Source organism: Dickeya dadantii NCPPB 898 (genome assembly GCF_000406145.1).
GTDB lineage: Bacteria > Pseudomonadota > Gammaproteobacteria > Enterobacterales > Enterobacteriaceae > Dickeya > Dickeya dadantii.
Genome location: NZ_CM001976.1, coordinates 2,221,818 through 2,236,857, shown reverse-complemented (window position 1 = coordinate 2,236,857; position 15,040 = coordinate 2,221,818). Strand labels below are relative to the sequence as shown.

Here is a 15,040-nt window from a genome sequence, read left to right as displayed (position 1 = left end):
ATGAAGACGGCCTGCGACTCCGCTTTTCTATTCTTCGCGGGTCAGACCGAAATGGCGATAGGCGTGCTGTGTAGCGATGCGGCCACGCGGCGTGCGTTGCAAGAATCCCTGCTGAATCAGATAAGGTTCCAGCACATCTTCAATGGTTTCACGCTCTTCGCCGATCGCCGCCGCCAGATTGTCCAACCCCACCGGGCCGCCCATGAATTTGTCGATGACCGCCAGCAGTAACTTGCGGTCCATGTAATCAAACCCTTCGGAGTCAACCGCCAGCATATCCAATGCCTGAATCGCTACCGTGGCTGAAATCGCACCGTCTGATTTCACTTCGGAGAAATCCCGAACCCGGCGTAACAACCGGTTGGCGATACGCGGCGTACCGCGCGAACGGCGAGCCACTTCCAGCGCGCCGTCATCGGTCATATCCAGCCCCAGGCACTGGGCGCTACGCTTTACGATATGCTGCAAATCAGCGACCTGATAGAATTCGAGCCGCTGCACGATGCCGAAACGGTCGCGCAGCGGCGAGGTCAGCGAACCGGCGCGTGTTGTCGCCCCCACCAGAGTAAACGGCGGCAAATCCAGCTTGATGGAGCGCGCCGCCGGCCCTTCGCCGATCATGATATCCAACTGGTAATCTTCCATCGCCGGGTAGAGCACTTCCTCCACCACTGGCGACAGCCGATGAATCTCGTCGATGAACAGCACGTCGTGCGGTTCAAGGTTGGTAAGCAGCGCCGCCAGATCGCCCGCCTTCTCCAGCACCGGCCCAGAGGTCGTGCGCAGATTCACGCCCATTTCGTTGGCGACAATATTAGCCAGCGTGGTTTTACCTAACCCCGGAGGACCAAAAATCAGCAGATGATCGAGCGCATCGCCGCGCTTACGGGCTGCCTCGATAAAGATCTCCATCTGCTCACGCACCACCGGCTGCCCGACGTACTCTGACAACAGCTTCGGCCGGATCGCGCGATCCTGCAATTCTTCGTCGGCAACGACGCCGGGTGAAATTAGACGATCGGCTTCAATCATACATACCTCACAGCGCAGCGCGCAGCGCTTCCCTGATCAGGGTTTCGCAGTCGGCCCCCTGCCGCGCCACTTTGCTCACCATCCGGCCGGCCTCCTGCGGTTTATACCCGAGGGCGACCAGCGCCGCTTCGGCTTCAGCCTGCGGATCCGCCTCCGGTTCCGTCTTGCCAGCCGCTTCCGGCAAGGCAATATCGCTGGCGGCGTTGAACAGATCGCCGTTCAACCCTTTAAAGCGGTCTTTCATTTCTACGACCAAACGCTCCGCCGTTTTCTTGCCCACGCCCGGTAATTTTACCAGCGCGTTGATTTCCTGACGCTCCACCGCGCTGACGAACTGCTGGGCCGACATGCCGGACAAAATCGCCAACGCCAGTTTCGGCCCCACGCCGTTCACTTTGATCAGTTCACGGAACAGCGAACGCTCTTGTTTGTTGTTGAAGCCAAACAGTAATTGAGCATCTTCACGCACTACAAAGTGGGTAAAAATCACCGCTTCCTGGCCGAGATCCGGCAACTCGTAAAAGCAGGTCATCGGCATATGAACTTCATATCCGACGCCGCTGGCTTCAATCAGAACCAGTGGCGGCTGTTTTTCCAGTACGATGCCTCTGAGACGACCTATCACGTGATGTTTTCCTTAATCTGGCTGACGTAAACGTGGCGTATAGCTTATAACACAAAAAAAGAAGGCGGATACAGAAAAGCTGGATGCATATCCAGATATAAGGCAGAGCGGGAATCCCTCTCCGGCGCCGGCATGAAAGCCGTGAAACGCCGGAGAAAAAATGCCGGCCGTCTCCCGGCTCATCAGAGAAACCGGCCGGGAAATGCGGCTACGCTATCGGGCTATTCAACGCATCGTAATTTTTCCAGCGATAGTTACACAATGAGATCACCCAGCAGGCGACAAACAGCGTCACGACATAAAATCCGGCATTGCCGAGTTGCTCGTTGAACGCGCCAACCATACCCCACCATCCGGTATGCAGATCCAGTTTATCCGCCAGCAATCCGAGCGCCTCCATACCACCGATGAACACCGCCACCACTACCGACGTCGCGGTAATAGTCAGGTTGTAGTAGAGCTTGCGCTGAGGTTTACGAAACGCCCAGCCGTAGGCCCCGACCATCAGCACATTATCCAGTGTGTCCACCAATGCCATACCACAGGTGAACAGCGCCGGAAAAATCATGATCGACCACATCGACATGCCCTGCGAAGCGCCCGCGGCGGAGATGCCTAATACGCCGATTTCAGTGGCGGTATCAAACCCCAGACCAAACAGCAGGCCAACCAGATACATATGCCAGCTTTTGTTCACCAGCCGAAACGTGGCGCGAAATATCCACCCCATCACACCAGCGGCCGGCACAGCATCAGTCTGTCTGAGCGCTTCCAGCCTTCCCTGCTTGAACTGTTGGAAACGAACCCAGACACCACGCAGAATCACCAGATTCACCAGCGCCATCAGCAACAGAAACCCAGCGGAAACCGATGTGCCGATAACGCCGCCGACTTCATGAAACCACGCCATATCATCCTGCAATGCGGCAGCCGTTGCGGCCAGCGCCAGCGACGCTAAAATCACAATGGAAGAATGCCCTAGCGAAAACCAGGCACCCACCCCCAATGGCGTCTTTCCCTCCTGCATCATTTTGCGGGTGACATTGTCGATAGCGGCGATATGATCCGCATCCACCGCATGGCGCAGGCCGTAACACCAGGCCAGCAGACTGGTGGCCATCAGAGCGGCATGTCCATGGAATAATCCCCATGCCAGCAGCCACACCAATATATTAAACATGACCAAACAGCCCACTATCGCCACCGCACGTGGATTGTTCCTGAATAAAATCGACAACATGCAATACCTCTGTATCAGTCCGGCGGACTATCACCGTCGGGTAAATTGCGAGTATGAGATTTTATGAATTGTTCATACGGCGCTGCGTTATCCCAGATCAAAACAGGAAACGGTTGCACAGCTGAGAGGCCTAAATCTCCCACAGCACCAGAATCAGAATTAGCAAACAATGCACATCAGAAAAGGAGTAGCTCAGGAAAAGCGAGAGGATGAATCGGGCGGCGATCTGACGACAGGTTTTGGTCAAGCCGCCCGGAATTAAACGATCACGTCATGCAACGGATATCAAGCAGTCAGCGAATACGCCCGCGCGCCAGCGTCAGTTTGTCATCGCTGATACGCGAGAAATTCTGGCTGAAATGGCAGTGCGTAATGGCAATCGCCAGTGCGTCGGCGGCGTCGGCCTGCGGGCTGGCGGGCAGTTTGAGCAGTGTTTTCACCATGTGTTGCACCTGGCTTTTTTCTGCTGCGCCGGTGCCGACCACCGTTTGTTTCACCTGCCGTGCGGCGTATTCAAACACCGGCAACGACTGGTTTACCGCCGCGACTATCGCTGCGCCGCGCGCCTGCCCCAGCTTCAACGCCGAGTCGGCATTGCGAGCCATAAAAACCTGCTCGATAGCGAAATAGTCGGGTTGAAACTGGGTAATGATTTCACTGACGCCGGCATAAATCAGCTTGAGACGCGTAGGCAGATCATCCACCGCGGTGCGGATACACCCGCTGCCCAAATAGCTGATCTGCCGGCCTTGCTGACGGACGATGCCGTAACCGGTGACGCGGGAACCGGGGTCGATGCCGAGAATAATACTCATCGTTTCCCCCCGGTTTCCTGCTGAGCAAGGAAAACAGCCATTACAACAGTGCCGCTACCTCGTCGGAGATCTCACCGTTATGGTAAACCTCCTGCACGTCGTCGCAGTCTTCCAACATGTCGATAAGACGCATCAGCTTCGGTGCGGTGTCCGCGTCCATGTCCGCTTTGGTGGACGGAATCATCGACACTTCGGCCGACTCGGCCACCAGACCAGCGGCGTCCAGTGCGTCTTTTACCTGACCGAAGCTTTCCCACGGCGTGAATACGTCGATCGCGCCATCGTCATAAGACACCACGTCGTCTGCGCCGGCTTCCAGCGCCGCATCCATCACCGTATCTTCATCCAGACCCGGCGCATAGGAAATCACGCCTTTTTTAGTGAACAGGTAGGATACGGAACCGTCGGTTCCCAGGTTGCCGCCGCATTTGGTAAAGGCATGACGAACTTCGGACACGGTGCGGTTACGGTTGTCGCTCAGACACTCCACCATCACTGCGGTGCCGCCCGGGCCGTAACCTTCATAAATGATGGTTTCCATATTGGCGTCGTCATCGCCGCCCACGCCGCGCGCAATCGCCCGGTTCAGGGTATCGCGCGTCATGTTGTTGGACAGCGCTTTATCGATGGCAGCACGCAGGCGGGGGTTGGAGCCGGGATCGCCGCCGCCCAAACGGGCCGCGGTAACCAGTTCGCGGATAATCTTGGTAAAAATCTTGCCGCGTTTGGCGTCCTGTGCTGCTTTGCGATGCTTAGTGTTGGCCCACTTACTATGACCTGCCATAAAAATCTCCGAAAAAAGCCTGTTCAGGCCGGATCAATAACAAATTCTTCAATCGCCTGCCGGTTGCTCCAGGATTTGGTCAACCGCGCCGCGTCGGGCGCACCCAGCCACTGATAAGCCAGATGTTCACTGATCTCCACCGGGCGCTCATCAGGTAACGCCAGGCAGAACCAGTGTTCCAGGTTATGCGTGACGCCAGGGGCATAGCGACGTCTCAAATGAGCAAAAAGCTCGAATTCCACACTGCGTTGACAGTCAACCAGCGTCAGCGCCTCGGCAGCGATGTCGATGTTAACTTCTTCCTTCACTTCACGCTGTGCGGCACATCGCGCGCTTTCATCCTCCTCCAGGCTGCCGGTAACCGACTGCCAGAAATCCGGATCATCGCGCCGCTGAAGCATCAGCACCCGTCCGGTATTCCGGGCATAAATCACCACCAGCACCGAAACGGGTCGCTTATAGTTCATCTTACTGATTCTCTGCGTCCTGCGCGGCTTTGCCCTTACCGACCACGGCGATGGAGAGTTCCTCCAGTGCCGACGGGTTGGCGAAGCTCGGCGCTTCGGTCATCAGGCAGGCGGCTGCTGTGGTTTTCGGGAACGCGATCACGTCGCGGATATTGTCGGTGCCGGTCAGCAGCATCACCAGACGGTCAAGGCCGAAAGCCAGACCGGCGTGCGGCGGGGTGCCGAATTTCAGGGCGTCCAGCAGGAAACCGAATTTTTCGCGCTGCTGCTGCTCGTCAATGCCGAGAATACGGAATACCGTTTGTTGCATCTCGCCACGGTGGATACGCACCGAACCGCCGCCGACTTCGTAGCCGTTCAGCACCATGTCGTAAGCGTTGGCGATAGCGGCCGTCGGGTTGGCTTCCAACTCTGTCGGCGACATATCGCGCGGCGCGGTGAACGGGTGGTGCATCGCGGCCAGGCCGCCTTCGCCGTCCTCTTCGAACATCGGGAAGTCGATGACCCACAGCGGCTGCCAGCTGTTTTCATTGGTGATTTTCAGGTCGCGCCCCAGTTTCAGGCGCAGCGCGCCCAGCGCGTCCGTCACCACTTTGGCGCTGTCGGCGCCGAAGAACAGGATGTCGCCGTCTTCCGCCGCGGTACGCGCCAGCAATGCCGCCAGAATACCGTCGTTCAGGAACTTGGCGACTGGGCTCTGGATACCGTCCAGACCGTTGGCCTTCTCATTAACCTTGATGTAAGCCAACCCTTTGGCGCCGTAGATTTCGATAAATTTAGCGTATTCGTCAATCTGTTTACGGCTCAGCTGTGCGCCGCCCGGTACGCGAATGGCGGCAACGCGGCCTTTCGGATCGTTGGCCGGGCCGGAGAAGACCTTGAAGTCCACATCTTTGAGCAGGTCGGCCACGTCCACCAGTTCCAGCGGGTTACGCAGGTCCGGTTTGTCGGAACCAAAACGACGCATAGCTTCGGCAAACGTCATGATCGGGAAGTCGCCCAGATCCACACCGTGGATTTCCAGCCACAGCTCGCGCACCAGTTTTTCCATCACTTCACGCACCTGCGGCGCGGTCATGAAGGAGGTTTCCACGTCGATCTGGGTAAATTCCGGTTGACGGTCGGCACGCAGGTCTTCGTCGCGGAAGCATTTGACGATCTGATAATAACGGTCAAAACCGGACATCATCAGCAACTGCTTGAACAACTGCGGCGACTGCGGCAGCGCGTAAAATTTGCCTTTGTGCACACGGCTCGGCACCAGATAGTCGCGGGCGCCTTCCGGCGTGGCTTTGGTCAGCATCGGGGTTTCGATATCAAGGAAGCCGTGGCTGTCCATGAAACGGCGCACAAAGCTGGTGATGCGGGCGCGGGTTTTCAGGCGCTGAGCCATCTCAGGACGGCGCAGGTCAAGGTAACGGTACTTAAGGCGCGCTTCTTCGCTGTTGGTTTGGTTGGCATCCAGCGGCAGCGGTTCGGCCCGATTGATGATGGTCAGCGCGGTCGCCAGCACTTCCACTGCGCCGGTCGCCATCTCTTTGTTGACCTGATTGTCCGGACGGGCGCGCACTACCCCGGTCAGTTGGATGCAGAACTCGTTGCGCAATTCGGAAGCCAGAGTGAAGGCATCCTGACGATCCGGGTCGAAGAACACCTGCACCAGACCTTCGCGGTCACGCATATCAATAAAAATCAACCCACCCAGATCGCGGCGGCGATTAACCCAGCCGCACAACGTTACTTCCTGGCCCACATGGGACGAATTCAACAGCCCGCAATATTCAGTACGCATTACGATGTCCTTTTACACCGCCGCCGGTGCCCTGTTTCACGCGCCAGTTGGCGGCGACACGGGGTCTGCGAACCGGTCGGCATGGTTTTTCTGGATTACAGTCCAATGAAAAAAGGGGAGCATTATAAAGGAATTTCCCCATAACGATAAGTACGATGGTAGCGGTCTGCGGGCCGCCCCGCATACTCTTTTTTGCTTTTTGCCGCGCTTTTGCCTGTCGGTTACACAATTGCGGGGTATTATGCTAAAACCCTGTTACATCAGCCGTCATGGCGGCCTGCTGTTTCAGGATGTTCACTCGCAGAGAAACCTATCGGGACAAGGATTTATGTATATCGGTTTACCGCAGTGGCAACACCCCGGTTGGAACCGGCTGGGCCTGCGCGATCTGGCGGACTATGCCCGCTACTTCAACTGCGTGGAGGGAAACACCACCTTTTATGCGTTGCCGTCGGCAGAGTCCGTGCTGCGCTGGCGGGATATGACCCACGATGATTTCCGTTTCTGCTTCAAATTTCCCTCGGTCATCAGCCATCAGGCCGGTTTGCGCCATTGCCAGCAGCCGGTGACGGAGTTCTTTCGCTGTCTGGAACCAATCCAGCATCGGCTCGGCCAGCTGTGGTTACAGTTACCTTCCGCCTTTGGTCCAGACCGGCTGGACGACCTGTGGCAATTTATGTCCTCGCTGCCCGACGGGTTCTGTTACGGCGTAGAAGTTCGCCACCCACTGTTTTTCGCCAAAGGCGATGAAGAACGCCAGTTTAATCAAGGGTTGCATCAACGCGGACTCAACCGGGTGATCATGGATAGCCGGCCGGTGCATCATGCCGCCCCCACTAGCGAAGCGTTGCGGGATGCCCAGCGCAAAAAGCCGAAAGTGCCGCTGCATGTGGTGCGCACCGCCGAAGAGCCGCTGATCCGGTTTATCGGCAGTGAAGACCCGGACGACAATCTGCGCTGGTTCATGCCCTGGCTCGCCAAACTGGCGGAGTGGCAAGCGCATTCCCCCTATCTGTTTATCCACACCGCCGGTACGGCCAGCGCGCCGGAGCTGGCGCAACGGTTATGGCCGCATCTGAGCACGGTGATTTCCGGCCTGCCGCCCTGTCCGGACTGGCCACAGCAGTCATCGCTGTTTTAAGACGTCATGTCTGAAAACCCGTGGGCAAAAATCGCCGTCGGCTCTTATCACAATTTCTTATTAATAGCGTTTGATATCCGCCAATTTCACCTACAATATCTCCGCGTTATACAGGCGACAGACAGGCTATATAGCCTCCGCCGCTTTTGGTCAGGCAATGGAGTGAAAAATGGTAAGCGCGCTTTATGTGGTGCTCAGCGCATTGTTGTTAGTCAAATTGTCGGTTGATGTGGTGAAACTGCGAATGCAGTACCGGGTGGCCTATGGCGACGGTGGTTTTTATGAATTGCAGACCGCCATTCGCGTCCATGGCAACGCGGTGGAGTACATCCCTATCGGCGGCCTCTTGTTGGTGCTGATGGAGATGAATGGGGCGATGAATGCGATGATTCATCTGTGTGGAATTATGTTGTTGCTCGGACGGTTATGTCACTTCTACGGCCTGCGGCATCGTGAGCTTAACTGGCGGCGCTCCGGTATGACTGCCACCTATGTTTCATTGCTGCTAATGATTCTGTTCAACCTCTACTACCTGCCCTGGGATCTGGTATTTACCCTGCGTTAATCCTGCCCGGTATCCACGGTAAGGCCTGCGGACTGCACCTTACCGTCTTTCTCTCATACATCTTTGCCCCATCTTTCTGCTAGAATGCGCCCTTGTTTTTCCCTGTATGCATTTTCCCTGCTATGTCAAACCGCGATATGCTTTTTTCCGCGCCCATCGCCAATCTGGGCGACTGGACGTTTGATGAACGCGTTGCTGAAGTGTTTCCGGACATGATTCAGCGATCCGTTCCCGGCTATTCGAATATTATTTCCATGATCGGCATGCTGGCGGAGCGCTTTGTTCAGGCGGACACCCAGGTCTACGATCTCGGTTGTTCGCTGGGCGCCGCCACCCTGTCGATGCGCCGCAATATCCGCGTACCTGGCTGCCGAATCATCGCCATCGATAATTCGTCGGCCATGGTGGACCGCTGCCGCCGCCATATCGAGGCGTTTCGCGCCGATACCCCCGTCGAGGTTCGTGAAGCGGACATTCTGGATACCGATATTGAAAACGCCTCGCTGGTGGTGCTCAATTTCACGCTGCAGTTTGTACCGCCGGCCAGCCGACTGGCTTTGCTAAAGCGAATCTGGCAGGGGTTGCGACCCGGTGGCGCGCTGGTGCTGTCGGAAAAATTCAGTTTTACCGACGCCTCGATCGGCGAATTGCTGTTCAACATGCATTTGGATTTCAAACGTGCCAACGGCTACAGCGAACTGGAAATCAGCCAGAAACGCAGCATGCTGGAAAATGTCATGCTCACCGACTCGGTGGAAACACACAAGGCTCGCTTGCGTGAAGCCGGCTTCAGCCACAGTGACGTGTGGTTTCAGTGTTTTAACTTCGGTTCCCTGGTGGCGTTGAAAGCGGAGCACGGTTCATGATCGATTTCGGCAATTTCTATCAGTTGATCGCCAAAGGCCCGCTCAGTCACTGGCTCAATACGCTTCCGGCCCAGATCAGTCAATGGCAGCAGGAATCGCTGCACGGCGAATTCAAACACTGGGTTAATACCGTAGAGCACCTGCCGACGCTGACGCCAGAGCAGCTTGATCTCGCCCACGGCGTCACCGCCCAACTGAATACGCCGTTGTCGGTCCGCCAGCAGGCGGGCATTGAGAGCCTGCTGCGCAACCTGATGCCCTGGCGCAAGGGGCCGTTTTCGCTCTATGGCGTCGACATCGATACCGAATGGCGTTCCGACTGGAAATGGGATCGGGTGTTCCCGCATCTCAGTCCGTTGCAGGATCGGTTGATTCTGGATGTCGGCTGCGGCAGTGGTTACCACCTGTGGCGCATGATTGGCGCCGGTGCTCGTCTGGCGGTCGGCATCGACCCGATGCAACTGTTCCTGTGCCAGTTCGAATCGGTGCGCAAGCTGCTGGGCAACGATCAGCGCGCTCACCTGCTGCCGCTGGGTATTGAGCAACTCCCGGCACTGGCCGCGTTTGATACCGTGTTTTCAATGGGCGTGTTGTACCACCGGCGCTCTCCGCTCGACCATCTGTGGCAACTCAAGAATCAACTGGTTTCCGGTGGGGAACTGGTGCTGGAAACGCTGGTGGTGGAGGGCGACGAGCACTGCGTTCTACTGCCGGGCGAGCGTTATGCCCAGATGCGCAACGTCTATTTTCTGCCGTCGTCCGCCGCGCTCGCGCGCTGGCTGGAAAAATGCGGTTTTGTCGATATTCGTGTGGTAGACCAGTGCGTCACCACGCTGGAGGAGCAACGTCGCACTAGCTGGATGCGCACGGCTTCGCTGGCGGATTTTCTCGACCCGGACGACCGCAGCAAAACCCTTGAAGGCTATCCGGCACCGTTACGGGCAGTGCTGGTCGCACGCAAACCCTGATCGGTAACCGTCAAAGTCACGGCGGCGCCGCACGTTAGTCAAAATACCAGACCGACGCGACGCCGCCGCCCAATAATGCCAATAATCAGTTCCGATTTTTGACGATCAGCTCAATGGCCGCATCCTCGGTCATATCGGTATTCTGGATCTCGACGTTAATATCCTGACTGCTGGTTTCATTAAAAAGCGTCGTATTGCCGACGGTCTGGAAATCGCCGGTTATCGCATCTCCCCTTTCCACTTCATAAATGTCCAGCAACTTAGCGACGATAAACCCATCTTCCGGATCGCGGATAACGATGAAACCAATGCGATGCTCATGATGCACAACGATTCCACGCATAACAGGATTCCTTTTGGCTGTTGGGATAACCGGCAGCATACCACCGGCTCAGAGCGATAAAAGATAAGCGCATAACAATTCAACACATTTTCTGGGCGCGATCACATTCAATCCGGTAATAACCGTGACGTACAACAACTGGCGCACAATAACTATAGCTTACAGCGAATAATCAAGCGGTCGGTCGACGCACCGTTACATAGCAGAAAATACATGGCAGAAAAAAAGCCCCGACAAGGCGTCGGGGCCTGGTACTCGCAAGCAGACCGATAAGGGGAATGCTGCGCGGCAAAGGGCATCGGGTGGGTGCCAGACGGTGCCAACGCCCCATGCAGGCACGGTCTAGGAGGCGGATGTCGCAGAGGGAGCCGTTTCCGGGCTCAAGGCATTTTTCATGGCCGCCACAACATCACCATCAACACAGTAGTGCTGGAATTCATCCATTTCAGTTTCGGAACAGAGCGTAACGCCCAATTTGCGATAACGCATCGGCGACGGCAACCATTGGCCTGCCGAGGTGTGCAACTCCTGAATACCACAGGCGCGGAATTTATGCAGGTTAGTCAGTCGTACGCCTGCCCCTGCCATAATGATAGGACCACAACCGGCCGCATTAAGTTCCCGTAACAACGTTAACCCATTTTCGGCGCTTTGCTGCTGGCCGGACGTCAGCACGCGGGCGACGCCCAAATCAGCCAGTTGATTCAGCGCCAGACGCGGGTTCAGGCACATGTCGAACGCACGATGGAATGTGACCGCCAGCCCTTCGCACCGCGCCATAATCTGCCGCATACGCGCCATGTCAATGTGTCCTTCCTCATCCAGAATCCCCACCACCAACCCCGGAAACCCCATCGACCTGATCTGATCGATGTCATACAGCATCGCCGTAAACTCATGATGACTGTAACAAAAGTCACCGCCACGCGGCCGCACCATCGGGTGCACCGGAATAGTCAGCGTTTCCCGCGCCTGCCGCAATACGCCATAGCCAGGCGTCAGACCGCCCTCACGTTGCGCAGCGCAGAGTTCTACCCGATCCGCCCCCGCCTGCTGCGCCGTCAATGCGCAATCCAGGCTATAACAGCAGACCTCCAGCATTGTCATACCTCCCTCCCTTGCCCAAAAATAACGAAACCGGAAAAACAACGCATTTCCGAAATAATTGCCCGCGCATCACGATATGCCGGCGCAATACAGGCCTAATACTGGCATCCCCTCGCCAGCGACGGAGAGAGGCGTGTCACACTGGCGACAGGATTTGAGCGAGGAATATGACACGCCACACAATTTACAAGCAGCGAGTAACTTACTGACCGGCCGACTGTTCGCTGGCCACGATCTCCTGAATGCGATAGGGATGAAATTTCAGCGTGACCCGCCCGTTAGTCACCGCCAGCGTCGGATTGGGCAGGCGTTCATGCTCACCCTGCGGATGGTTGAATTTCAGTTTAATACCGGGTGCGGTCAGGGCCGCGTCCGGCAGGCAGGCCAGCGCACGGGGATGCAAGGTAGTCGGATCACCGGGCAAAACCAGTTCCACGTGTTCCCACCCTTCATGCGGATAATGTTTACTACCCGGCCACGGCAGTTCCACACAGTCAATCCGCCACGGCCCCACCGTTAACGGTTGATGAAGAGTAAATAGACAGATAGGCCGGCCGTTGATCATGTTTTCCGACAGCAAAGAACCACAGGTCAGCAGCGCCGTACGCCATTGCTCCGCCGTACTGTTCTGATGGCAGCGCAGAGAAATGTGGTCGGCTTCAAATGCGGCAAGGTCAAGTTCGAGCTGCCGCGCGAGTTGCTGAAGTTCAGTTTCAAAACGGGAAAGGTCATTCATTAAGGAGGGGGGAAGCGTCGACGGTAACAAAGCGGTCATTATTTCCTCATTAACCCGAATAAATAGTTTATCCACTCTAATTTAACATAGGCAGAAATAACCTCCATCTTTTTGCGACTTTGGTATCATACCATGCTGTCATTAGCCCGACTTTCTTGTCTTTTCATGCCATTATTTGCAACAATAGACAAACTTCATTTCAATCAAAGAATAATATCAACAATTACTATTAACAAAATGACAGAGATATAATAAAAATTACAATTCCTTGATTTTTAATGAATTTAAAAACCCGATGAGAGTATTCTTAAATATTCTCTGTAACATTGAGAAATAAACAAAAAACGGATAACTTCGAAACTACCCAACCTCCAGTAAATCACCAAAGGGCATTTACCATGATGATAATAACCTTCTCTATGCTAGTTGTCATTGCCGGTTATTCACTGTTCCGTCATTTTAAAACGATGCAGAGCACGCGACTGGGCACAGACCGTCGACACAAACGACGTTAAATTTTTTATTAATACCCCCCTTCCGCTATTCAGGCTTGCCGGAAAGCCGCGCCTTTCACCTTAAATTTTATTATCGATAATGACAGCAGCTATCTCGCCGCATTATCGGATTTATTGTTTTATTTTTATTGACGCCCCGCCCGGGGCGCTTGTCATGGTGCTCTGCTGACTACACAACCCAAATATGGTATAAAGAAAGGCTTGATTCGTCATTTAGGGTAAACCGGTGAATATTCAGGCTCTTCTTTCAGAAAAAGTCCATCAGGCAATGATTGCGGCGGGCGCGCCCGCTGACAGCGAGGCAATGGTTCGCCAGTCAGCAAAAGCGCAATTTGGTGATTATCAGGCAAATGGCATCATGGCGGCCGCCAAGAAACTGGGTATGGCCCCGCGCCAGCTTGCCGAGAAAGTATTACAAACGCTGCAGTTGGATGGCATTGCAGCCAAAACGGAAATTGCCGGTCCCGGTTTCATCAATATTTTTCTCGACCCCCAATGGCTATCCGGCCAGTTGGAACACGCGCTGACCGCCCCGAAACTGGGCGTCTCTGCGGTTGAGCCGCAAACTATCGTCGTTGACTACTCAGCTCCCAACGTGGCTAAAGAGATGCACGTCGGCAACCTGCGCTCGACCATCATTGGCGATGCATCCGTACGTACCCTGGAATTCCTCGGCCATAACGTTATCCGCGCCAACCACGTTGGCGACTGGGGTACCCAGTTCGGTATGTTGATCGCTCATCTGGAAGATGTGCAAAACGGCAACACCAGCGATCTGGAACTGGCGGATCTGGAAGCGTTCTACCGTGAAGCGAAAAAACACTACGATGACGACGCCGTCTTCGCCGAACGCGCCCGCGGCTACGTCGTGAAATTGCAAAGCGGCGATGAGTATTGCCGTTCAATGTGGCGCAAGCTGGTGGATATCACCATGGTCCAGAACCAGCGCAGCTATGACCGCCTGAACGTGTCGCTGACGCCAAATGACGTCATGGGTGAAAGCCTCTACAACGCCATGCTGCCGGAAATCGTGGCGGACCTGAAAGCCAAAGGGCTGGCGGTGGAAAGCGAAGGCGCCATCGTGGTCTATCTGGACGAGTACAAAAACAAAGAAGGCGAAGCGATGGGCGTCATCATCCAGAAAAAGGATGGCGGCTACCTTTATACCACCACCGATATCGCCTGCGCCAAGTACCGTTACGAGAAACTGGGCGCCAGCCGTGTGCTGTACTATATCGACTCCCGTCAGCATCAACACCTGATGCAGGCCTGGAGCATCGTGCGCAAAGCCGGTTACGTGCCGGAATCCGTCAGCCTGGAACACCACATGTTCGGCATGATGTTGGGTAAAGACGGCAAGCCGTTTAAAACCCGCGCCGGCGGCACCATCAAGCTGTCTGAACTACTGGACGAAGCCTACGAACGCGCGCTGACGCTGATTGCCGGCAAAAATCCGGAGATGGAGCGCGGCGAACTGGAACAGCTGGCGCAGGTGGTGTCGGTGGGCGCGGTCAAATACGCCGACCTGTCGAAAAACCGCACCACCGACTATATCTTCGACTGGGATAACATGCTGGCGTTTGAAGGCAACACCGCACCCTATATGCAGTATGCCTACACCCGCGTTTCATCGATATTTAAACGTGCCGGGGTGGAAGAAGCCAGCCTGACCCAGCCGATTACGCTGACCGCCGAGCATGAACAAGCGCTGGCGACCCGTCTGCTGCAGTTCGAAGAAACCGTTACCACCGTGGCTCGCGACGGCACGCCGCATGTGATGTGCGCTTACCTGTACGATCTGGCCGGGCTGTTCTCCGGTTTTTACGAAAACTGCCCGATCCTCAACGCCGACAGCGACGGCACACGTCAAAGCCGCCTCAAACTGGCGCTGCTGACCGCCAAAACGCTGAAAACCGGCCTGAATACGCTCGGCATCCAGACCGTCGAGAAGATGTAATCCGCATCGTCTTCATCGCAATAAAAAAGCCAGTCAGTTAACTGACTGGCTTTTTTCTGCCGCAATACCCTGTCAAACCCATCCATT

Annotated in this window: 15 protein-coding genes; 5 read left to right on the top strand and 10 right to left on the bottom strand. The window is 55.7% G+C overall.

All coding sequences use genetic code 11. From position 1 onward, the window contains the following. Positions 1 to 27: 27 nt before the first annotated feature. The 7 genes from ruvB to aspS all read right to left on the bottom strand — a co-directional run bounded on the left by ruvB (position 28) and on the right by aspS (position 6,755). Entirely contained in the window at positions 28 to 1,032 is a 1,005-nt protein-coding gene (ruvB, locus tag DDA898_RS10325) for a Holliday junction branch migration DNA helicase RuvB (RefSeq protein ID WP_013317802.1), read from the bottom strand. A 7-nt stretch (positions 1,033 to 1,039) separates the two neighbouring features. Next, the gene (gene ruvA / locus DDA898_RS10320) at positions 1,040 to 1,657 is read right to left on the bottom strand and encodes a Holliday junction branch migration protein RuvA (protein WP_038911155.1); all 618 of its coding nucleotides are present in this window, start codon (positions 1,655 to 1,657) and stop codon (positions 1,040 to 1,042) included. A 208-nt stretch (positions 1,658 to 1,865) separates the two neighbouring features. Further along, positions 1,866 to 2,897, bottom strand: a complete 1,032-nt coding sequence (locus DDA898_RS10315; RefSeq protein ID WP_038911154.1) for a HoxN/HupN/NixA family nickel/cobalt transporter — start codon at positions 2,895 to 2,897, stop codon at positions 1,866 to 1,868. A 293-nt stretch (positions 2,898 to 3,190) separates the two neighbouring features. Beyond that, positions 3,191 to 3,712: a crossover junction endodeoxyribonuclease RuvC gene (gene ruvC / locus DDA898_RS10310; RefSeq protein ID WP_038901125.1), complete on the bottom strand. Its 522-nt coding sequence runs from the start codon at positions 3,710 to 3,712 to the stop codon at positions 3,191 to 3,193. A 40-nt stretch (positions 3,713 to 3,752) separates the two neighbouring features. After that, complete coding sequence (locus tag DDA898_RS10305) at positions 3,753 to 4,496, bottom strand: YebC/PmpR family DNA-binding transcriptional regulator (RefSeq protein WP_013317798.1); 744 nt, start codon at positions 4,494 to 4,496, stop codon at positions 3,753 to 3,755. 23 nt (positions 4,497 to 4,519) lie between these two features. Beyond that, positions 4,520 to 4,963, bottom strand: coding sequence for a dihydroneopterin triphosphate diphosphatase (gene nudB, locus DDA898_RS10300; RefSeq protein WP_022633428.1), 444 nt, complete (start codon positions 4,961 to 4,963; stop codon positions 4,520 to 4,522). A gap of 1 nt (position 4,964) precedes the next feature. After that, positions 4,965 to 6,755 (bottom strand): aspartate--tRNA ligase, encoded by a 1,791-nt coding sequence (gene aspS / locus DDA898_RS10295; protein WP_038911153.1) that lies wholly within the window; start codon positions 6,753 to 6,755, stop codon positions 4,965 to 4,967. Between the two features lie 328 nt (positions 6,756 to 7,083). Between aspS and DDA898_RS10290 the strand changes: the two genes are divergently transcribed. The 4 genes from DDA898_RS10290 to cmoB all read left to right on the top strand — a co-directional run bounded on the left by DDA898_RS10290 (position 7,084) and on the right by cmoB (position 10,295). After that, the gene (locus tag DDA898_RS10290; protein ID WP_038901123.1) at positions 7,084 to 7,896 is read left to right on the top strand and encodes a DUF72 domain-containing protein; all 813 of its coding nucleotides are present in this window, start codon (positions 7,084 to 7,086) and stop codon (positions 7,894 to 7,896) included. Positions 7,897 to 8,065: 169 nt separating this feature from the next. Next, entirely contained in the window at positions 8,066 to 8,461 is a 396-nt protein-coding gene (locus DDA898_RS10285) for an MAPEG family protein (RefSeq protein WP_038901122.1), read from the top strand. Between the two features lie 122 nt (positions 8,462 to 8,583). After that, positions 8,584 to 9,327: a carboxy-S-adenosyl-L-methionine synthase CmoA gene (gene cmoA / locus DDA898_RS10280; RefSeq protein WP_013317791.1), complete on the top strand. Its 744-nt coding sequence runs from the start codon at positions 8,584 to 8,586 to the stop codon at positions 9,325 to 9,327. Then, complete coding sequence (cmoB, locus tag DDA898_RS10275) at positions 9,324 to 10,295, top strand: tRNA 5-methoxyuridine(34)/uridine 5-oxyacetic acid(34) synthase CmoB (RefSeq protein WP_038911152.1); 972 nt, start codon at positions 9,324 to 9,326, stop codon at positions 10,293 to 10,295. Before cmoA ends, cmoB begins: the two co-directional genes overlap by 4 nt. An 85-nt stretch (positions 10,296 to 10,380) precedes the next feature. On the opposite strand, the gene DDA898_RS10270 is transcribed toward cmoB, so the two are convergent. From DDA898_RS10270 to DDA898_RS10260, 3 genes are all read right to left on the bottom strand, one after another. Then, positions 10,381 to 10,677: a hypothetical protein gene (locus tag DDA898_RS10270; protein WP_013317789.1), complete on the bottom strand. Its 297-nt coding sequence runs from the start codon at positions 10,675 to 10,677 to the stop codon at positions 10,381 to 10,383. A 303-nt stretch (positions 10,678 to 10,980) separates the two neighbouring features. After that, entirely contained in the window at positions 10,981 to 11,745 is a 765-nt protein-coding gene (cutC, locus tag DDA898_RS10265; RefSeq protein WP_038911151.1) for a copper homeostasis protein CutC, read from the bottom strand. 202 nt (positions 11,746 to 11,947) lie between these two features. Beyond that, positions 11,948 to 12,520, bottom strand: coding sequence for a VOC family protein (locus DDA898_RS10260; protein ID WP_038911150.1), 573 nt, complete (start codon positions 12,518 to 12,520; stop codon positions 11,948 to 11,950). 702 nt (positions 12,521 to 13,222) lie between these two features. Between DDA898_RS10260 and argS the strand changes: the two genes are divergently transcribed. After that, positions 13,223 to 14,953, top strand: a complete 1,731-nt coding sequence (argS, locus tag DDA898_RS10255) for an arginine--tRNA ligase (protein WP_038911148.1) — start codon at positions 13,223 to 13,225, stop codon at positions 14,951 to 14,953. Positions 14,954 to 15,040 lie beyond the last annotated feature (87 nt).